The 19,229-nt window shown below is 68.6% G+C and carries 20 protein-coding genes; 14 read left to right on the top strand and 6 right to left on the bottom strand.

The features are described from left to right. Positions 1 to 291: 291 nt before the first annotated feature. The 3 genes from PSA7680_RS12640 to PSA7680_RS12630 form a co-directional block, all read right to left on the bottom strand. A complete protein-coding gene (locus tag PSA7680_RS12640; RefSeq protein ID WP_085869078.1) occupies positions 292 to 699 on the bottom strand; it encodes a thiol-disulfide oxidoreductase DCC family protein in 408 nt (135 codons plus the stop codon). Between the two features lie 138 nt (positions 700 to 837). Further along, positions 838 to 3,894 (bottom strand): error-prone DNA polymerase, encoded by a 3,057-nt coding sequence (locus tag PSA7680_RS12635; protein WP_085869077.1) that lies wholly within the window; start codon positions 3,892 to 3,894, stop codon positions 838 to 840. Next, positions 3,894 to 5,549 carry a DUF6504 family protein gene (locus tag PSA7680_RS12630; protein WP_085869076.1) on the bottom strand — a complete coding sequence of 552 codons (1,656 nt, stop codon included), beginning with the start codon at positions 5,547 to 5,549 and terminating at the stop codon, positions 3,894 to 3,896. Before PSA7680_RS12630 ends, PSA7680_RS12635 begins: the two co-directional genes overlap by 1 nt. Before the next feature lie 221 nt (positions 5,550 to 5,770). Here PSA7680_RS12630 and PSA7680_RS12625 point away from each other — a divergent pair, with 221 nt between their 5' ends. From PSA7680_RS12625 to PSA7680_RS12615, 3 genes are all read left to right on the top strand, one after another. Beyond that, positions 5,771 to 6,193 (top strand): c-type cytochrome, encoded by a 423-nt coding sequence (locus PSA7680_RS12625; protein ID WP_085869075.1) that lies wholly within the window; start codon positions 5,771 to 5,773, stop codon positions 6,191 to 6,193. Positions 6,194 to 6,236: 43 nt separating this feature from the next. Beyond that, positions 6,237 to 6,746, top strand: a complete 510-nt coding sequence (locus tag PSA7680_RS12620) for a dihydrofolate reductase family protein (RefSeq protein WP_085869088.1) — start codon at positions 6,237 to 6,239, stop codon at positions 6,744 to 6,746. A 130-nt stretch (positions 6,747 to 6,876) separates the two neighbouring features. After that, positions 6,877 to 7,989 (top strand): S-(hydroxymethyl)glutathione dehydrogenase/class III alcohol dehydrogenase, encoded by a 1,113-nt coding sequence (locus PSA7680_RS12615; RefSeq protein WP_085869074.1) that lies wholly within the window; start codon positions 6,877 to 6,879, stop codon positions 7,987 to 7,989. A 70-nt stretch (positions 7,990 to 8,059) separates the two neighbouring features. Here PSA7680_RS12615 and PSA7680_RS12610 read toward each other — a convergent pair whose 3' ends face one another. The 3 genes from PSA7680_RS12610 to PSA7680_RS12600 all read right to left on the bottom strand — a co-directional run bounded on the left by PSA7680_RS12610 (position 8,060) and on the right by PSA7680_RS12600 (position 10,078). Next, complete coding sequence (locus PSA7680_RS12610) at positions 8,060 to 9,013, bottom strand: calcium/sodium antiporter (RefSeq protein ID WP_085869073.1); 954 nt, start codon at positions 9,011 to 9,013, stop codon at positions 8,060 to 8,062. 103 nt (positions 9,014 to 9,116) lie between these two features. Further along, complete coding sequence (locus tag PSA7680_RS12605; protein WP_085869072.1) at positions 9,117 to 9,740, bottom strand: TetR/AcrR family transcriptional regulator; 624 nt, start codon at positions 9,738 to 9,740, stop codon at positions 9,117 to 9,119. A 158-nt stretch (positions 9,741 to 9,898) separates the two neighbouring features. Continuing rightward, positions 9,899 to 10,078 carry a hypothetical protein gene (locus PSA7680_RS12600; RefSeq protein WP_085869071.1) on the bottom strand — a complete coding sequence of 60 codons (180 nt, stop codon included), beginning with the start codon at positions 10,076 to 10,078 and terminating at the stop codon, positions 9,899 to 9,901. Positions 10,079 to 10,230: 152 nt separating this feature from the next. Here PSA7680_RS12600 and mbfA point away from each other — a divergent pair, with 152 nt between their 5' ends. From mbfA to PSA7680_RS12545, 11 genes are all read left to right on the top strand, one after another. Next, positions 10,231 to 11,205, top strand: coding sequence for an iron exporter MbfA (gene mbfA / locus PSA7680_RS12595; protein ID WP_085869070.1), 975 nt, complete (start codon positions 10,231 to 10,233; stop codon positions 11,203 to 11,205). Positions 11,206 to 11,238: 33 nt separating this feature from the next. Continuing rightward, the gene (locus PSA7680_RS12590; RefSeq protein WP_085869069.1) at positions 11,239 to 12,168 is read left to right on the top strand and encodes an AEC family transporter; all 930 of its coding nucleotides are present in this window, start codon (positions 11,239 to 11,241) and stop codon (positions 12,166 to 12,168) included. A 61-nt stretch (positions 12,169 to 12,229) separates the two neighbouring features. After that, on the top strand, positions 12,230 to 13,057 hold the full coding sequence (gene fghA / locus PSA7680_RS12585; protein ID WP_085869068.1) for an S-formylglutathione hydrolase: 828 nt from the start codon (positions 12,230 to 12,232) through the stop codon (positions 13,055 to 13,057). After that, a complete protein-coding gene (locus PSA7680_RS12580; RefSeq protein ID WP_085869067.1) occupies positions 13,054 to 13,506 on the top strand; it encodes a YaiI/YqxD family protein in 453 nt (150 codons plus the stop codon). Before fghA ends, PSA7680_RS12580 begins: the two co-directional genes overlap by 4 nt. 158 nt (positions 13,507 to 13,664) lie before the next feature. Beyond that, positions 13,665 to 14,291 carry an HAD family hydrolase gene (locus PSA7680_RS12575; RefSeq protein ID WP_085869066.1) on the top strand — a complete coding sequence of 209 codons (627 nt, stop codon included), beginning with the start codon at positions 13,665 to 13,667 and terminating at the stop codon, positions 14,289 to 14,291. Continuing rightward, the gene (locus PSA7680_RS12570) at positions 14,288 to 15,220 is read left to right on the top strand and encodes an ornithine cyclodeaminase family protein (protein ID WP_085869065.1); all 933 of its coding nucleotides are present in this window, start codon (positions 14,288 to 14,290) and stop codon (positions 15,218 to 15,220) included. The genes PSA7680_RS12575 and PSA7680_RS12570 overlap by 4 nt, the downstream gene beginning before the upstream one ends. A 3-nt stretch (positions 15,221 to 15,223) precedes the next feature. Next, on the top strand, positions 15,224 to 16,153 hold the full coding sequence (locus tag PSA7680_RS12565) for an alpha/beta fold hydrolase (RefSeq protein WP_085869064.1): 930 nt from the start codon (positions 15,224 to 15,226) through the stop codon (positions 16,151 to 16,153). A gap of 456 nt (positions 16,154 to 16,609) precedes the next feature. Further along, positions 16,610 to 17,122: a hypothetical protein gene (locus PSA7680_RS12560; protein ID WP_085869063.1), complete on the top strand. Its 513-nt coding sequence runs from the start codon at positions 16,610 to 16,612 to the stop codon at positions 17,120 to 17,122. Positions 17,123 to 17,424: 302 nt separating this feature from the next. Beyond that, positions 17,425 to 18,339: a thioredoxin family protein gene (locus PSA7680_RS12555; RefSeq protein ID WP_085869062.1), complete on the top strand. Its 915-nt coding sequence runs from the start codon at positions 17,425 to 17,427 to the stop codon at positions 18,337 to 18,339. 27 nt (positions 18,340 to 18,366) lie between these two features. Beyond that, positions 18,367 to 19,014 carry an LON peptidase substrate-binding domain-containing protein gene (locus PSA7680_RS12550; protein WP_085869087.1) on the top strand — a complete coding sequence of 216 codons (648 nt, stop codon included), beginning with the start codon at positions 18,367 to 18,369 and terminating at the stop codon, positions 19,012 to 19,014. After that, positions 19,011 to 19,193 carry a Trm112 family protein gene (locus PSA7680_RS12545; RefSeq protein ID WP_085869061.1) on the top strand — a complete coding sequence of 61 codons (183 nt, stop codon included), beginning with the start codon at positions 19,011 to 19,013 and terminating at the stop codon, positions 19,191 to 19,193. The genes PSA7680_RS12550 and PSA7680_RS12545 overlap by 4 nt, the downstream gene beginning before the upstream one ends. The last annotated feature ends 36 nt before the right edge of the window (positions 19,194 to 19,229 follow it).

The raw sequence follows: 19,229 nt of genomic DNA, 5'->3' as shown, positions 1-19,229 counted from the left end.
ACAGCGGCGAGATCACCGCCCATTCCGCATCGCTCACATCGTGTCTGCCCGTCATGCTCACCTCCGTTTCCGAAAGTGAATCATCACACCGCCAAAAACGGAATCCCGTTTATGAGTTCACGACCTAGCGGGCTGCCATCCGGGCAGGTGCAGCTCACCTATCCCGCTCTAGATCCTGGCGCAAGCCGGATCGGCATATGTTGGGCCAGCGCAAGTTCAGCGAAAGGAAATGGGGCGTGAGTCCGGCACCTGCCGCCCCGGTTGGCAGTGCCTTTGCGCCGAAGGGGCCGGTCAGGGGCGCGGGCGGCCGGGCTGGGCGGCGCCGGCTGCCGCGCGACGTTTCAGCCGCCGCAGGTGCCAGCGGTAGATGAGCGGGGCGAGGATGCGATCGTAGCCGAAGCAGGAAAGCTGGAAGAGGCCGGGCAGGGCGACGAGTTTGGCGAGCCAGCGGTAGCGGGGCATTTCGCGCCAGAGGATCAGGAAGGCCGGGATGCCCGCGGTGATCTGCCCGTCCTTCAGCACGTGCAGCCGGCGGGCGGCCTGATCGGCCGTGAGGCCGAAGGCGGCGAAATCATCGCGGTTGAGATCCTTGAAGGTGAGCGGCAGGGCTTCCTTGCGGGCGTAATCCGCGTAGTGGGTGATCTCGAAATTGCAGACGGGGCAATCGGCGTTGTAGAGAATTTCGGTCTGCTCGGGCATGGTTCGGGCTCCTTCTACACCAATGTTAGGGCCAGGGCTGCGCAGGGCCATGCGCGGCTTTGTCGCCGGGGGCTCTTCCGCGGGAATGAGCGGGGGCGCTGCCCCCGCACCCCCGGGATATTTCCGGAACAAAGTCGGTCAGGAGGGCGCGGCCTCCGGTGTCAGGATGTGGCGCAGCAGGGCGAGCGGGTGGGCGCGCAGGGTGAGCCGCATGGCGACGTAATCCTCCACCACTTCTTCGCCCAGGGTCATTTCCGGCAATGTGACCTTCGGCTCATCGATGGCTTCGCCGTCCAGATCGCCGGCGAAGAGAGGCAGCGGCGTGGCGCCGGTGATGGCCTTGGCCTCCCAGAGGGCTTCGCGGCGCGACAGCCCGAGGCTGGCGAAGGCGTCGGCCTCGGCGAGCACCGCCAGCAGGCGCGGCGGGGTGCCGGCGCGGCGCCAGAGATCCTCCACCGCCATGTAGCCGTTGCCGCGCGCGGCGGTGATCCAGCCGGCCTCTTCCTCGCGCATGGCCTTGATCTGGCGAAAGCCCAGCCGCAGCGCCAGCCCGCCCTTGCCGTCGGGTTCCATCACGTTGTCCCAGTAGGAGGCGTTGACGCAGACAGGGCGCACCTCCACCCCGTGTTCGCGGGCGTCGCGCACGATCTGGGCCGGCGCGTAGAAGCCCATCGGCTGGCTGTTGAGCAGCGCGCAGGCGAAGATGCCGGGGTGGTGGCACTTGAGCCAGGCGGAGGCGTAGACCAGCAGCGCGAAGCTGGCCGCGTGGCTTTCGGGGAAGCCGTAGCTGCCGAAGCCCTCGATCTGGGAGAAGCAGCGTTCGGCGAACTCCGCGTCGTAGCCGTTCTTCAGCATGCCCTTGATGAAACGCGCGTGGAACTCGGAGACGCTGCCGCGTTTCTTGAAGGTGGCGAGGGCGCGGCGCAGGCGGTCGGCCTCTTCCGGGGTGAAGCCCGCGCCGATGATGGCGATCTGCATCGCCTGTTCCTGGAAGAGCGGCACGCCGAGGGTCTTGCCGAGCACCTCGCCGAGGGCGTCGGAAGGAAAGCGCACCTCCTCCTCGCCGTTGCGGCGGCGGATGTAGGGGTGGACCATGTCGCCCTGGATCGGGCCGGGGCGGATGATGGCGACCTCGATCACCAGGTCGTAGAAGCAGCGCGGTTTCATGCGTGGCAGGAAGTTCATCTGCGCCCGGCTTTCCACCTGGAAGACGCCGACGCTGTCGGCCTTGCAGAGCATGTCGTAGACGGCAGGATCCTCGGGCGGCAGCGTGGCCAGGGTGTAGCCCTGCTGGTGGTGGGCCTGCAGCAGATCGAAGGCCTTGCGGATGCAGGTGAGCATGCCGAGCGCGAGGATGTCGACCTTGAGGATGCCGAGCGCGTCGATGTCGTCCTTGTCCCAGCAGATGACGGTGCGGTCCTCCATCGTGGCGTTCTCGATGGGCACCAGTTCATCGAGCCGGCCCTCGGTGATGATGAAGCCGCCTACGTGCTGGGAGAGGTGGCGCGGGAAGCCCTGGATCTCGTCGCAGAGTTCAAGGGTCTGCTGCAGGCGGCGATCGGTGGGATCGAGCCCGATTTCGCGCAGGCGATCGTCGCGCAGGCCGGCGCCCGCGCCCCAGCCCCAGATCTGGCTGGAGAGCGCGCCCACGGTATCCTCGGAGAGGCCCATCGCCTTGCCGACCTCGCGGATGGCGCGCTTGCCGCGGTAGTGGATCACCGTGGCACAGAGCCCGGCGCGGTGGCGGCCGTAGCGTTCGTAGATGTGCTGGATCACCTCCTCGCGGCGCTCGTGTTCGAAATCCACGTCGATGTCGGGGGGCTCGTCACGGGCCTCCGACACGAAGCGCTCGAACACCATCGTGCCGATCTCGGGGGAGACGGAGGTGATGCCGAGGCAGTAGCAGACCACGGAATTGGCCGCCGAGCCGCGCCCCTGGCAGAGGATGCCGCGGCTGCGGGCGAAGGCGACGATATCGTTCACGGTGAGGAAATAGGGCTCGTAGCGCAGCTTGGCGATGAGGGTGAGCTCGTGCTGCAGCATCGCCTTCACCCGCTCCGGTGCGCCGGCCGGGTAGCGCCATTTCAGCCCGGCGTGGGCGAGGCGGGAGAGGCGGGCGGCCGGCGTTTCGCCCTCGCTGATCTCGCTGGGGTATTCGTAGCGCAGCTCATCGAGCGAGAAGGTGCAGGCGGCGGCGATCTCGCAGGCGCGGATGAGCGCGGCCTCGTGGCCCCGGAACAGCCGCGCCATTTCGGACGGTGCGCGCAGGCGCTGTTCGGCGTTGGCCAGGGCGCGGGCGCCGAGCTGATCCACGCGCAGGCCTTCGCGGATGGCGGTGAGCACGTCGGCCAGCTTGCGGCGCCTGCCGTGGTGCATGCGCGGCGCGGCGGAGGCCACGGTGGGGATGGAGAGCGCTTCGGCCAGGGCGGTGAGATGGGCGAAGCGGGCGGCGTCCTGCCCGTCATACCGCGGAGCCAGCAGCAGGGAGACATGGCCGGGGAAGCGGCGCGCCAGCCGCTGCGCCCGTGTCTGCCATGCGCCCGCGCCGCGCTTCACCGCTGTGCCCGGTGCAGGCGGGTGCAGCAGCAGGTGGAGCCCTTCGCCCGCCTCCAGCAGGTCTTCGAAGCCCAGGTCGCAGGTGCCCTTCGCGGCGCGCAGGCGGCCCTTGGAGATCAGCCGGGTGAGCCGGCCCCAGGCGGTGCGGTCCGTGGGCAGGGCCGTGGCGGCGAAGCCGTCGCGCAGGGTGATCTTCGCGGCGGGCAGCAGGCGCGGGGTGCAGTAGATGTCGGCGGAAGGGGCGGCGGGCAGATGTGCGGGGCGGGGCGGGCCGATCAGGCCGACGGTTTCGTCATGGGCACGGCGCAGGCGCACCTGCCGCGCGATCTCGCGGCATTCCACGTGGGCGCGCACGATCCCGGCGACGCTGTTCTCGTCGGCCACGGCGATTTCGGGAATCCCCAGGAGCGCGGCGCGGCGGGCGTATTCCTCCGGGTGGGATGCGCCGGTGAGGAAGGAGAAATTGGTGGTGAGGCAAAGCTCGGGGAGGGATGTGTTCACCTCTTCCGCTTCGCCCGGCGGCACGCCGGGCAGCCCCCGGCCGCCCCCGTCACGCCTAAGGCGTGCATCCTCCGCGGTGCGGGGGCTTTCGCCCTCACCTCCGGCGGGGGCTGCCCCCCTCTCTGCGACCTTCCCCATCACGCAAACCGCCCCTGGCAGAACCAGCCCGCCGACATCAGCGCCCCGTGAGCGAAGTAGAGCCAGAGCGTCTCCCCGGCTTCGGTGGTGAGCCGCCAGTAATCGCGCAGGCCCGAGCGCCATTGCGGATCATCGAGCCACCATTCCGGCGCGATGCGCTCCGGCCCGGAGGCGATGCGCGTGATGTGCGTCCGGCCGCGCCAGCGGAACTCGGCCGGCGGGTTGGGCGCTTCCGGGGCCATCACCGGCTCCGGCGGCCAGAGCCGCAGCGGGCGCAGGGCGGCGGGCGCGGGCCAGTCTGCCGCCGGTTCCGACCAGGCCGCCGCCAGCACGGTGGCGGTCTTCTCGGGGATGTGGCTGGAGGCCGGGTGCAGCCGGGTGATGGCCTCCAGCCCGATCCGTGCGCCGAGGCGGCCGATCAGATCATCGAGCGCGGTATCGCCGGAAAGCTGGGCGCGGACAGCGCCCGCCGCCTCGATGTGGCCGCGGTGCTGGCGGGGGTGCAGCGGCTCGGTCACATGGGCCTCAAGCCGCAGCATGTCGAAGCCGAAGCCGGCCTCCAGATCGCCGATCTTCAGGCTCAGCAGCGGGCGCAGGCGGTCCGGGTCATGGCTGGGGCGGGCGAGGCCGATGTCCAGCGCCTGCATCGTCTGATCGGAACGGTAGGCCTGCAGCCGGATGCGCCGCGCACCGCGCCCCTTCTCGCGCAGGCGGGCGCAGAGCGGCGGCAGCAGGCGGTCCACCGCCGCCATCACGTCTTCCTCCAGCCCGATCGGATCGGGCAGGGTGAGGCGCACGGCGAAATGCAGGGGCGGCCTGGCCGGCGAGACGGGCTCCGGCTCCACCCCGAGTGCCTGATCGAGCCTGCGCACCACGTCCTGCCCGAAGCGGCGGGCAAGGGCGGCGCGGGGCGTGCCGGCCAGATCGCCGATGCGGCGGATGCCGAGCCGGGTGAGCTGGCTGCGCGCGGCTTCCGACAGCCGGAGCGCGGCGATGGGCAGATCGGCCAGCGCGCTGCGCGTGTGGCCGGGGCGGGCGATGCGCTCGGCCCGGGCCGGGGGCGCGATGTTGGCCGGGGGCTGCCCGCCGCGCTCCCAGTGGCGGCGCTTTGCGGCGCGCGAGCGGGTGGCGCGGGCTTCCTGATCCACGGCATCGCCGCTGCGCATGCCTTCCGCGCCCTGCCCGGCATAGCGCGCCAGCGCCCAGGCCGCGCCCACCGTGTCGGCGATGCCCGCCTGCACGCTGAGCCCCAGGTCGGCGCAATCGGACTCCACCTGCGCCAGCAGCGCCTCCTCGCCGCCGAAGAGATGGGCGCAGCCGGTCAGATCGATCACCAGCCCGCTCGGCGGCTCCTCCCCCACCCAGGGCGAGAACTTCCCGGCCCAGCGGCGCAGCACGGTGAGAAAGGCGGCCTCGGCCTGCGCATTCTGCAGCCGGGTGAGCAGCTCCGGGCACATGGCGCGGGCGTCGCGCAGCGGCTGGCCGGCGAAGAGCCCTTCCGCGCTGGCCGCCGCCGAGAGCGACGAGAGCACCTGCATCTGCCCCGTATCGCGCACCACGGCGAAGGGCGCATCCAGCAGGCCCCGCTCCATCCGGAGCAGGCGTTCGGCCCCGAGGCGCGGGAACCAGAGCGAGAGGATTCGGCGGTTTGGCATTGGCGTGGCAGCGCAAATGTTCCTGTTATGTTCTCATATTTAGAGCCCCGCGCGGGCGGAGTCGAGTCTGCTGCTCTCCCGGCACGCATGGCGCACGCTTCCTGCATCTCTCCACAGAAACTGTGCGCCTGCTCACGATCCAGTGAGTAGGCAGACCAAGCAATCGTGCTAAGCTTTGGCGGTAGCCAACAAGGAGCCAGAGCAATGACTCGCTTTTCCAGATGACGACCGCCGCAACCGTTTTCGCGGCCACCATGGCCTTCGCCCACAGCGGCGTGGCCAATGAAGCCGTCAAGGCCCGGATGGAGGCCATGAAGGCCATCGGTGGCGCCACCGGCACCATTGGCAAGATGGTCCAGGGCAAGACCGATTTCGACGCCGCCGCCGCAGAGGCCGCCGCCGCGACCATCGCCGAGAAGGCCGCCATGATTCCCGCGCTCTTCGAAGCCGAAGAAATGGATCCGGAAAGCGAAGCCAAGCCCGAAATCTGGACGAACTGGGACGATTTCGTCGCCAAGGGCAGCGCGCTCGAAATGGCCGCCAAGGGGCTCGACACCTCCTCGCTCGATGCGATGAAAGCCGGCTTCGGCGCCGTCGGCGGGGCCTGTGCCGATTGCCACAAGGCCTACCGCGTCAAGAAATGATCCCGAACGCCCCCGTGCCGCCTGCCCTATCCGGGTGGGCGGCATGATCTGCGGCTACATGGCCGCCTCGGCGGACGGTTTCATCGCCGATTCCGAAGGCGGGGTCGGCTGGCTGGACGCCTACAACGGCGTGGACACCGGTTACGCAGGCTTCATTCAAACGATCGATACCGTGATCATGGGCCGCAAGACCTACGACCAGGTCGTCGGCTTCGGCGTGGGCTGGCCCTACGAAGGCTGCCGCTGCATCGTGCTCACCTCCTCGCCGCTCTCCGGTGATCTGGGAGGGCCCGAAATCTGGCAGGGCAGCCTGCAAGCTCTCGGGGCCGCCATGCAAGGCCGCCGCGCCTGGGCCGTGGGCGGCGCGCGCCTCCAGGCAGATCTCATCCGCGCCGGAGTGCTGGACTGGCTGGATCTCTTCGTGATGCCCGTCTTCCTCGGCGCTGGCGTGCCGCTCTTTCCCGCGCCCGGCGCGCCGCAGGCGCTTGCCCTGCAGGATGTCGAGCGCTTCGATCGCGGAATTCTGCGCCTGCGCTACGCCCCGGCGGCCTGAGCCGCCTGCCTTCCGAAGAGCGGCGGCCGTGCCTGTCGCGCCGGGGGCGCGAGGTGTCGCGCAGGCCGGTTGAAATGGCGCAGGCTTTGCCGCAGGCTGACGGCGGACCATTTCGCAGGAAGGATTTGCCATGCGCACGCACGCCGCCGTCGCCACCGCCGCCGGAAAACCGCTGGAAATCATGGAGGTGAACCTCGACGGCCCCCGCGCCGGCGAAGTCCTCGTGGAGATCAAGGCAACCGGCATCTGCCACACCGACGAATTCACCCTCTCCGGCGCCGATCCCGAAGGGCTCTTCCCGGCGATCCTCGGCCACGAAGGCGCCGGCGTCGTGCTGGAGGTCGGCCCCGGCGTGACCTCGCTCAAGCCCGGCGATCACGTGATCCCGCTCTACACGCCCGAGTGCCGGGAATGCGAATACTGCCTGAACCCGAAAACCAACCTCTGCCAGTCGATCCGCGCCACCCAAGGCAAGGGGCTGATGCCCGACGGCACCTCGCGCTTTTCCACCCTCGATGGCGATCCGATCCTGCACTACATGGGCTGTTCCACCTTCGCCAACCACACGGTGCTGCCCGAGATCGCGCTCGCCAAGGTGCGCGAGGACGCGCCGTTCGAGAAGATCTGCTACATCGGCTGCGGCGTCACCACCGGCATCGGCGCGGTGATCAACACCGCCAAGGCTGAGATCGGCTGCCGTGCCATCGTTTTCGGGCTGGGCGGCATCGGGCTCAACGTGATCCAGGGGCTGCGGCTCGCCGGCGCCGACCAGATCGTCGGCGTCGATCTGAACCCGGCCAAGAAAGCCATGGCCGAACGCTTCGGCATGACGGATTTCGTCAACCCGAGCGAGGTGGACGGCGATCTGGTGGCCTATCTCGTCAACCTCACCAAGGGTGGCGCGGATTACACCTTCGATGCCACCGGCAACGTCAACGTCATGCGCACCGCGCTGGAAAGCGCCCACAAGGGCTGGGGCGAAAGCATCATCATCGGCGTGGCGCCGGCCGGCGCGGAGATCGCCACGCGCCCCTTCCAGCTCGTTACCGGCCGCGTCTGGCGCGGCACGGCCTTCGGCGGCGCGCGCGGCCGCACCGACGTGCCGAAGATCGTGGACTGGTACATGGAGGGCAAGATCGAGATCGATCCGATGATCACCCACACCATGGGCCTTCAGGACATCAACAAGGGCTTCGACCTGATGCACGCCGGCGAAAGCATCCGCTCCGTCGTCGTCTACTGACCTCCACTTTGTTCCGGAAAATATCCTCGGGGGGTCGCGGGGGGCAGACAGCCCCCCGCGCCTTTTCCTTTCACCCAAGCAGAACCCACATGTAGGCGCCATACAGGGCCAGCAGCACCAGCCCTTCACGCCGGGCCACGCGCCAGCCCGAACGGGCGAAGAGCAGCAGCAGCGCCGTGGTGGCGCAGAGCACCCAGACATCCTGCGCCGCGATCTCGGGGGGCACGGCGAGCGGGTGCACCAGCGCGGTGATCCCGAGAATGCCGAGCAGGTTGAAGATGTTGCTGCCGATCACGTTGCCCAGCGCCACTTCGCCCTCGCCCTTTCGCACGGCGATCACCGAGGTGACGAGTTCGGGAAGCGAAGTGCCGATGGCCACGATCGTCAGCCCGATCACGGCTTCCGAAAGCCCCAGCGCGGCGGCGATTTCCACCGCGCCGGTCACGAGGAAGCGCGCGCCGAGGATGGTGACGAGCAGCCCCGCGCCGGTGAGCGCCAGCGCCCGGCCCAGCGGCATGTCCGCCGTGGGCACCGCGCCTGCCTCGGCGGCATACATCTCGCCCGCGGGGGTGGCCCCGGCCCGGCTTTCGACGATCAGCGTATAGGTGAGGTAGGCGGCCAGCATCAGCACGAAGCCGCCGCCGGCCAGCCGTCCGATGCTGCCCCACAGGACGGCGGCGACGCAGAGCGCCGTGGCCAGCAGCAGGACGCCACCGTCCCGCTTCAGGGCCGCGGGGTTCACGGCGATCGGAGCCATCGCGGCGGCGACGCCGAGGATCAGGAGACTGTTGCCGATGTTGCTGCCCACCACGTTGCCGATGGCAATGCCCGGCGCACCGGCGAAGGCGGCCTGCAGGCTCGTCACCAACTCGGGGGAAGACGTGCCGAACCCCACGAGCGTGAGCCCGATCACCATCGGCGGCAGCCCGGCCCGGCGGGCGGCGGCAACGGCGCCCCGCACCAGCAGTTCGCCCCCGACCACCAGCCCGATCAGGCCGGCCAGAACCAATCCGAAATCACCCATCACCCAAGCCCCCGCCGCGCGTGTTCCACGGCATCTCGGGATCGGGCAGGGGGTTTGCAAGGGGGCAGGGCGCACGCCGCTGCGCCCGGCCCGCGCACGCGCCTCACGCCTTGGCGGCGTAGCGGGCCATGAACATGTCCACGGCGCCATCCACGATGCGTTTCTTCTCTTCCATCGAGAACTTCAGCTGGATGCCGCAGAGGATGCGCGGGAAGATGTAGGTCTTGGTCAGTTCCATCAGCTGTTCTGCCGCCAGCTCAACGTCGTCGATCTCGAAATGGCCCTGTGCGACGGCGCAGGAGAGATACTCCCCCACCCGTTCGCGCACCAGCTTGGGCCCGGAGTCGTAGAACTGGCAGCCAAGCTCGGGAAAGCGGGCCGATTCCGCCACGCAGATGCGGAAGACGTTGATCCCGAAATCCGAGGTGACGAACTCCACCATCGCCCAGGCGATATGCGAGATCGCTTCGCGCGGGTCGGTCGCCGTGTCCACCACGCTGATCGTGGATTGGGACTGGCGCTCGCATTCCTGCCGCGCCACTTCGGCGAAAAGCACGCGCTTGTCGGGGAAGTAGGAATAGAGCGTGGCCTTGGAGACGCCCGCCGCCTTGGCGATGTCATCGACATTGGCGCCCTCGAACCCGTCGCGCATGAAGATGGCCCGCGCTCCCTCGATCACCTGATCGAACTTGCGGCCCTTCTTGATGGTCTCGGCGATGACGTTCATGGCTCCTCCGTTTCAGGCGCCCGGTATTTTCCAGTTCCCAGTATAAACCGGGCAGTTCAGTTTCGGCAAGGCGAGGCGATGCGCCCCGGTGCCAAGAAAAAAGGGCACACGCGAAGGTGTGCCCCAGTCGGTCTCGGGATGAGACGGTCGGGAGTGTCCTATTTCGCGCCCAGCCAGCCGAAGAGCGGGGTGGCCGGTTTCGGTGTGCGGGTCGTGTCCGCGGTGGCGTCCTGGGGATAGGACACGGAGGGGATCGAGAAGACGTAGCCACCGGCCATGGCCTGCCCGGCGGACAGCACGGTTGCGGCGGCGGCGAAGGCAAGAAGGGTCTGTTTCATCGGGCACCTGTTAACTGAACTGCTTCGTTCAGTTTGTTATCTAAACCGATCAGTTCAGTTTGCAAGGGGCAATTCTCCCGACACGCAGGTTTTGTGTTGCATCCCGACGGAGGTTTTCTAATTTAGAGTCATTCTAAAAAGAGAGGGCCGATATGTTTTCTCCCCGCAAACGCCTGCGTTTCTCCGATCTCGACGAGCGCCAGATCCTGTCGCTGGCGATCTCCGCCGAGGAGGAGGACGCCCAGATCTACCGGCACTACGCGGACAGCCTGCGCGCCGAGTTCCCGGCGTCGGCCAAGGTGTTCGAAGGCATGGCGCAGGAGGAGGACGGCCACCGCCGCCGGCTGATCGACATCTACACCGAGCGCTTCGGGCCCAACATCGTCCCGATCCGTCGAGAGCACGTCGCCGGGTTCCACACCCGCCAGCCGGCCTGGCTGGTGGAGAACCTCGGGCTTGAGCGGATGCGGGAGGAAGCCGCGCTGATGGAGCAGGGGGCGGCGAATTTCTACACCAAGGCCGCGCAGCGCACCTCGGATGCGGGCATCCGCAAGCTGCTGGGCGATCTCGCCGCCGAGGAAATGGGCCACGTGAACCGTGCCGAAACCCTGCGCGAAGAGCATCTGGATGCCGAGGCGAAGGAAGACGAGGAACTCACCGCCCAGCGGCAGTTCGTGCTCACCTGGGTGCAGCCCGGGCTTGCCGGGCTGATGGACGGCTCGGTCTCCACCCTCGCCCCGATCTTCGCCGCCGCCTTCGCCACGCAGGACACCTGGACGACCTTCCAGGTCGGCCTTGCGGCCTCGGTGGGTGCAGGGATCTCCATGGGGTTCACCGAGGCGGCGTCCGACGACGGTGAACTGTCCGGGCGGGGCTCGCCGGTGAAGCGCGGTTTCGCCTCGGGCATCATGACGACCGTGGGCGGCATGGGCCACGCGCTGCCCTACCTGATCCCGGATTTCTGGACGGCCACGATCCTCGCCATCGTCGTCGTCTTCGTCGAGCTTTGGGCCATCGTCTGGATCCAGAACCGCTACATGCAGACACCCTTCTTCCGGGCCACCTTCCAGGTGGTGCTGGGCGGGGCGCTGGTGTTTGCGGCCGGGGCGCTGATCGGCGGGGGATAGCGCCCGCCGCGCCGCCGTGCTAGGCCGCTGGAGATGGTCGAGATCTTTCTGAAAACGCTGCCCTTCTTCGGGCTGATCGCGCTGGGCTACTGGGCCGGGCGTACGCGTTTCTTTTCCGAGGAAGCCACCGCCTACCTGACGAAATTCGTCTTCTACTTCGCGCTTTCGGCGATGCTGTTCAAATTCTCCGCCAATCCCTCGATCGCGGAGATCCTCGACTGGCCCTTCATCTGGGCCTACCTGCTGGGCACCGCCGCCGTCTACGGAATCGCCACGCTGGTGGCGCTGATCCGCAGGCGCGGCATCGCCGAGGCCGCGGTGGAGGCGCAATGCGCGGTGATCGGCAACATCGGCTTTCTCGGCATCCCCATGCTCGCCCTGCTGCTGGGCGAGGCCGCCATCGGCTACGTCATGATGATGCTGGCGGTGGACCTGATCGTCTTCGGCAGCCTGATCGTGATCCTGATCACCGGCAGCCGGGATGGCCGCGTGTCGCTGCGCAGCCTGCGCACCGTGGGCATGGGGCTGCTGCGCAACCCGATGATCGTCTCCATCGCGGTCGGCCTCACGTGGTCTGCGCTGCAGGTGCCGATTCCGGGGCCGCTGAACGAATTCGTCGATATTCTCGGCTCCGCCGCCACGCCCGGTGCGCTGTTCGCGGTGGGGGCGTCGCTGGCGTCGAAATCGGCGGAGCGGGTCAGCGTGGCCGTCTGGCTTTCGGTCTGCAAGCTGGCGCTGCATCCGGCGGCGGTGGCCGTCTGCGCGCTCCTGATCTTTCCCGTCGCCCCCTACGGCGCCGGGGTGATGATCGCGGCAGCCGCCCTGCCCGTGGCCGGCAACATCTTCATGATCGCACAGCATTACGGCGTCGCGCCGCAGCGGGTGTCGGCGGCGATCCTGATCTCCACCGTGGTGAGCGTGGCCACCGTGCCGCCGGTGATCGCCTGGGTCTCGGGCTTCTGAGCTTGCGCCCGGCGGGTGGGCTGCGCTAGCCCAAGGGCAGGCAGCTAGCGGAGGACGCCCAATGAAGACCCTTTCAGAGAACAGATGCTTCGGCGGCGTGCAGGGCGTCTACAGCCATGCGTCGCAGGCCTGCGGCTGCGACATGACCTTCGGCCTGTTCCTGCCTGCCGAAGCGCAGGACGGGCCGGTGCCTCTGTTGTGGTATCTGTCCGGTCTCACCTGCACCCATGAAAACGCCATGGTGAAGGCCGGCGCGCAGGCCTGGGCGGCGGAGCAGGGCATCGCGCTCGTCTTCCCCGATACCTCTCCGCGCGGCGAGGGCGTGGCCGATGATCCGGAGTATGATCTCGGGCAGGGGGCGGGCTTCTACGTGAACGCCACCCAGGCCCCCTGGGCGGCGCATTTCAGGATGTGGGACTACATCGCCGAGGAACTCCCGGCGGCGCTCGACGCCGCCTTCCCGGTGGATCTGGAGCGGCAGGCGATCACCGGCCATTCCATGGGCGGCCATGGCGCGCTGACGCTGGCGATGCGCCTGCCGGGGCGCTTCCGCTCGGTGTCGGCCTTCGCGCCGATCGCCAACCCGACGGAGTCGGACTGGGGCCGGAAGCAGCTGGGCGCCTATCTGGGCGAGGGCGCGGATTGGGCCGCCCATGACGCAAGCCTCCTGATGGCCGCGAAGGGCTTCGACGGCCCGGTGCTGGTGGATCAGGGCAGCGAGGATCAGTTCCTCGACCTGCTGCGCCCGGAAGCGCTGGCGCAAGCCATGGCTGCGCGGCGGCAGGAGGGGGCGTTCCGGATGCAGAAGGGCTACGACCACTCCTATTTCTTCGTCTCCACCTTCATGGAAGAGCATGTGCATTTCCACGCCGAGGCGCTCTACGCATGAGCAAGCTCTACGTGGACGCCGATGCCTGCCCGGTGAAGAGCGAGGCCGAGAAGGTGGCCACCCGGCTGAAGGTGCCGATGTTCCTGGTGTCCAACGGGGGCCTGCGGCTCTCACCGAACCCGCTGGTGGAGGTGGTGATCGTGCCGGAAGGCCCCGACGTGGCGGACATGTGGATCGCCGAGCGCGCCGGGGTGGGTGACGTGGTGATCACCACCGACATCCCGCTGGCGGCGAAATGCATCGAGGCGGGCGCAGCCGTGCTCAAGCCCAACGGTGAGGAGCTGACGGCACGCAACATCGGCAACGTGCTCGCCACGCGCGACCTGATGGCCGATCTGCGCGCAGCCGATCCCTTCCGGCAGGGCGCAGGGCGGCCTTTCTCCAAGCAGGACCGTGCCAATTTCCTGAATGCGCTGGACCGCGTGCTGGGCGCGGCGCTGCGGAAATAGGGGCCCTCGCCGGCGGCAACGCCGGGCAGCGCCGACCCGCCCCCATGGGGCGGCGCTTTGCGCCACCCCGCGGGACGGCGCTGCCCTCGTTTCTTACTTGATAACCCCCGCCAGAGTCGGGACTGTGCCAGAAACCCGCCATCACCCAAGGAAACCCCATGCCCAAACCCGAAGCCGTGGTGTTCGACATCGGCAACGTCCTGATCGAATGGCAGCCCGAGCGCCACTATGACAGCGTGATCGGCGAGGCCCGCCGCAAGGAGATGTTCGCCGCCGTCGATCTGCACGCGATGAACGATCGCGTCGATCTGGGCGAGAACTTCCACGATACCGTCATGGCCTGCGCCGAGGCCTACCCGGAGTTCGCCGCCGAGATCCGCCTCTGGCACGACGACTGGCTGCGCATGGCGAGCCCCGCCATCCCCCGTTCGGTCGCGCTGCTGCGCGCGCTGCGCAAGGCGGGCGTGCCGGTCTTCGCGCTCTCCAACTTCGGGGTGGAGACCTTCGCGCTTGCCGAAGTCGAATACCCTTTCCTGAAGGAGTTCGACCGCCGCTACATCTCCGGCCACATGCGCATGGCGAAGCCGGCGCCCGAAATCTACGCCGCTCTCGAAGCCGACAGCGGCATCGCGCCCGAGGCGCTCCTTTTTGCCGATGACCGCGCCGACAACATCGCCGCCGCCAAGGCGCGCGGTTGGCAGACGCATCTCTTTACGGGGCCGGAAGCCTGGGCACGGGCGCTGGTCGAGGCCGGGCTGCTTTCGGAAACGGAGGCCGGCCTGTGAGCCTGCCCATCATCAGCCGCGCGGAGGCCGAGCCGCATCTCGATTGGCTCGCCCTGACGGAAGCGCTGGAGGCCGGTCACGGCCTGCCCCGCGCCGAGATCGGCGATACCTTCCTGCGCCGGGGCGAAGACACGCTGCTGTCGCGCTCCGCCTTCATAGACGGCCTCGGCATCGCGGTGAAATCCGCCACCGTCTTTCCCGGCAACGCGGCTCGCGGGGGGCCGACGATCAACGGCGCGGTGAGCCTCTTTTCCGATGCCGACGGCACGCTGGAAGCGATGGTGGATTTCCACCTCGTCACCAAGTGGAAGACCGCCGGCGACAGCCTGCTTGCCGCGCGCAAGCTGGCGCGGCCGGACAGCGAGGTGATCCTGATCGTGGGCGCGGGCACCGTCGGGCACGCGCTGCGCCCCGCCTACGGTGCGGGCTTTCCCGGCGCGCGCTTCCTCGTCTGGAACCGCACCCCCGCCGCCGCCGAGGCCTTTGCCGCCGAACACCCGGAGACCGAGGCCGTGACGGATCTGGAAGCCGCCGTGCGCCGCGCCGACATCGTGACCTCGGCCACCATGTCCACCGCACCGCTGATCAAGGGCGCGTGGCTGCGCCCCGGCCAGCACCTTGACGGCATCGGCGCCTACCGGGCCGACATGCGCGAATACGACGACGAGGTTCTGCGCCGCGCCAGCCTCTTCGTGGACAGCCGCGACACCACGCTCGGCCATATCGGCGAGTTGAAGATCCCGCTCGCCGAAGGCGTGATCTCCGAGGCCGACATCTTGGCCGATTTCTACGATCTGCCCGCCGGGCGGTTCACCCGCACCGGTGACGCGGAGATCACCTTCTTCAAGAATGGCGGCGGCGCACATCTGGACCTGATGACCGCGCACCACATCCTGAAGGTCTGGTCCGCCGCTCAGGGCGCGGGCTGAGCCATGGGCTGGCTGCTGGCCCTCCTGATCCTTCTGGTCGCTGCGGCGGCCCCCTTCCTGCTGGAGCGCCGCCGCCCTGTGGCGGGGCAGGGCCGGCGGGCGGCGCAGGCGGGCGAGCACAGGATCGGTGAGCCGGGCGCGCGCACGCTCTGCCGCTGGCACGGGCCGGTGAAGGGCCCCGTGGCGCTCTGCATCCACGGGCTGACGACGCCGCAGCCGGCGTGGGATCCGCTCGTGCCCCATCTCACGCGCATGGGGTTCCGGGTGCTGACCTACGATCTGCCCGGCCGGGGCGGCTCGGAGCCGCAGGGTGGCGCCCAGAGCACGGGCTTCTTCCTCGCCCAGCTCGACGCGCTGCTCGAGGCGCAGGGCGTGGATCACTGCGACCTCGTGATCGGCTACTCGATGGGCGGCGTGATCGGCACCGCCTTCGCCGCAGACGCGCCGCATCGGGTGGGCCGCCTGCTGCTGCTGGCTCCGGCCGGGCTCGGCCTGGCTCTCCCGCGCTGGCAGGCGTTCGCGCGGGACGTGCCCCTGCTGGGGGATTGGCTCATGCTCGGGATCGGGCGCATGATGATGAGGCGTGGATTTCGCCGCGCCGCCGCTGCCGAGGGCGCGCCGCCGGGTGTGCGCGAGGCGCAGTTGGCGGCGCTGGGCCGGGGCGGCTTCCTTCCGGCGGTGCTGTCAAGCCTGCGCCACTGCCTCGCGGAGGACGGAAGCGAGGGTCACGCACGGCTTGCCGCCGCCGGGGTGCCCCTGATGGCGATCTGGGGCGGCGAGGATGCCGTGATCCCGAAAACCGCGCTCGGGCGACTCGCCCAGATCAACCGAAAGGCCCGGCAGGAGGTGATTGAAGGGGCCGGGCACGGGCTGCCTTATACCCATTCGGAGGCGATCGCGGCCGAATTGCGGGGCTTCCTGCGCGAACTCTGAGGGCAGACTCCCGCTTTTCGCCGCCTGCCACGGCGGCCGGGACAGAAAAATCCTGCACAAATTTTTTCACCCGCCTGTAAATCTCTGCGCAGGTCGAAACTGATCCGGTCAAGGCCCGGCGCACGCGCTTTGGCCCGATCTCGCGCCGCCGTGATCGGGCGTGAGGAAACTCACAGGTTTACAAGCTCCCTTCTTTGCCTTTTCCGCCTGCGAAATGGGCGGAACGGGCGCTGGGTGGGCGGCGCGGGGTCTCGCTCCGTCTGCACAAAAATGCACATCTTCTGCGCCGACGGATTTGGCGGCGGCCTCCTGCCTGCCCGTCCGGACCCGGCCCCTTTTCATCGCCGCGGCACGGCCATACATCCAACTCATCGCAACGACGGGCCCCAAGCCCACCGATACCAAAACCCCAAACCGCGGCCCGGATCCCCAACAGGGTCGCAAGGAGAAAACGAAATGTTCAAGAAAATCGCTCTCACCGCCGTCGCCGCCGCTCTCGCCGTTCCGGCCTTCGCCGGCAACCCGAACTCCCCTGCCGCGATCCAGATGTCCTATGAGGCTGGCGTGACCCCCGGCATCTACGACGTCGCCCAGCTGCAGCGCCTGCAGGAAGCCATCAGCGACAACGACAAGGAAGCCGTCGCCTTCATCCTGAGCCAGGGTGCCGACACTTCCGTCAACACGCTGGACGGCGCCTCCGTGAACGCCGGCAAGGCCCAGCTGGCCGCGGAAGCCGGCGTGGACCCGGCCGATTTCACCATCGCCCAGCTGGAGCGCCTGATCCAGGCTCAGCGCGAGGAAGATGACGAGGAAGTCCGCTTCATCCTGAGCCAGGCCGGCACCTTCACCGACAACGGCGTGGTCTCCACCTCCTCCGTGCCGGGCCAAGGCAAGGCGATGCTCGCCAAGCTGGCTGGCGTCGATCCTTCGAGCGCCACGCTGAACGAGCTGATCGAACCCGACCTCTAAGTCGCGGTCCGGTCGTGCCGGGCCAGGATCCCGGCGCCCGTTCCGACGCTTCCCTTCCCGAGAGGAAGACAGTTACGGGCGCCCCACGCGGGCGCCCGTTCCGGTCGCGCGCGACCGAGGCAGGCGGCAGGTGCTTGGGGTCCTGCCGCCTCACTTCGTTCAAATCCCCAAGTGCCCCTCTTTCCGTCGCTTCGCCAACGACAGCGCCGGCCCCGCTGCGGCTCCGCCCCTTGCAAGCGCCCCCCCTTTGCGCCATCTAAAGCCCTGAAACAGCGCCCAAGCGATACAGTCAGGAGGCTTTCATGCTGGAATTCGGCAACACACCCGCACAGGGCGGAGCCCCGGCCGAGGATCTGATCAAGGATGTCACCGAGGCCACCTTCATGGCCGACGTGGTGGAAGAGAGCCAGAACGTTCCCGTCATCGTGGATTTCTGGGCCCCTTGGTGCGGCCCCTGCAAGACGCTCGGCCCCGCGCTGGAAGCGGCGGTCAAGGCCGCCGGCGGCAAGGTGAAGATGGCCAAGGTCGATGTGGACAAGAACCAGATGATCGCCGGCCAGCTGCGCATCCAGAGCATCCCCACGGTCTATGCCTTCTGGCAGGGCCAGCCGGTTGACGGCTTCCAGGGCGCGCTGCCGCCTTCGGAGATTTCCGCCTTCATCGATCGCGTCGCCGCGCTGGCGGGTGACGGTGGCCTCGCCGAGGCCGTGGCCGCCGCCGAAGAGATGCTGGCCGAAGGCGCGGCGGTGGATGCCGCCCAGACCTTCGCCGCCATCCTCGAAGAAGATCCCGCCAATGCCGCGGCCTACGCCGGGATGATGCGCGCGCAGCTGGCGCTGGGCCAGGCCGATCAGGCCAAGGCGATGCTGGCGGCCGTGCCCGCCGAGATCGCCGGGGCCGCCGCGATCGAGGCCGTGCGCGCCCAGATCGAACTCGCCGAGCAGGCCGCCGACGCCGGCCCCGTGGCCGATCTGCGCGCCGCCGTAGAGGCGAACCCCGACGATCACGAGTCCCGCTTCGAGCTGGCCAAGGCGCTCTACGCCAACGGCGATGCAGAGGCGGCGGTGGCCGAGCTGCTGGAGCTCTTCCGCCGGGATCGCGAGTGGAACGACGGCGCGGCCAAGGCGCAGCTCTTCACCATTTTCGACGCTCTGAAGCCCCAGGATCCGATCGTTCTGAACGGCCGGCGCAAGCTCTCGTCCATGATCTTTGCCTGATCGCGGTTTCGGGCTATCTTCATGGCCATGTTTCCAGCCGCGGATCTGCCGGACACCATTCCCGTCTTCCCTTTGCCCGGGGCGCTCCTGCTGCCTCGGGCCCGTCTGCCTCTGCACATCTTCGAGCCGCGCTACCTCGCGATGCTCGATGACACGCTCAAGACGAGCCACCGGCTGATCGGCATGGTGCAGCCGATGGAGACGCCGGGCGGCACCGGGAAATCGCTGCACAGGATCGGCTGCGCCGGGCGGGTCACCGGCTTCTCCGAAACGGAGGACGGCCGCTACATGATCACCCTCTCGGGCATTTCCCGCTTCCGGCTGGAGCGCGAGGTGCCCGGCTTCAGCCCCTACATCAAGGCCGATGTCAGCTGGGCCGGCTTCGAACAGGATTTTGGTGCCGCCGAGAAGGACGACGGCTTCGACAGGGCCGGCTTTCTCGCCCTGCTCGGGCGCTACTTCGCGGCGCGGGATCTGAGCACCGACTGGGATGCCATGCGGGAGGCGGAGGACGAGCTGCTGATCAACTCGCTCTCCATGCTCTGCCCCTTCGAGAACGAAGACAAGCAGGCGCTGCTCGAAGCGCCGTCCCTGCGGACCCGGCGCGAAACGCTGGTGACGCTGATCGAATTTGCCCTGCGCAGCGGCGGCAGTGAAGAAGAGGTCATGCAATGAAGGAAGAGGGCACCTTCGACCCCCGGATGCTGGAGGCGCTCGTCTGCCCGGTGACGCAGCAGCGGCTGGAGTGGAACCCCGAGACCCAGGAACTGATCTCCCGGGCGGCCAATCTCGCCTTTCCGGTGCGCGGCGGCATCCCGGTGATGCTGGTCAGCGAGGCGCGCAAACTGGATTAGGGTCGGCGGCGCCGCGCACGGCGCCGTCCGGGATCG

Origin of the sequence: Pseudoruegeria aquimaris (genome assembly GCF_900172235.1) — a bacterium.
Lineage (GTDB): Bacteria > Pseudomonadota > Alphaproteobacteria > Rhodobacterales > Rhodobacteraceae > Pseudoruegeria > Pseudoruegeria aquimaris.
This window is presented reverse-complemented; position numbering and strand designations above follow the sequence as displayed.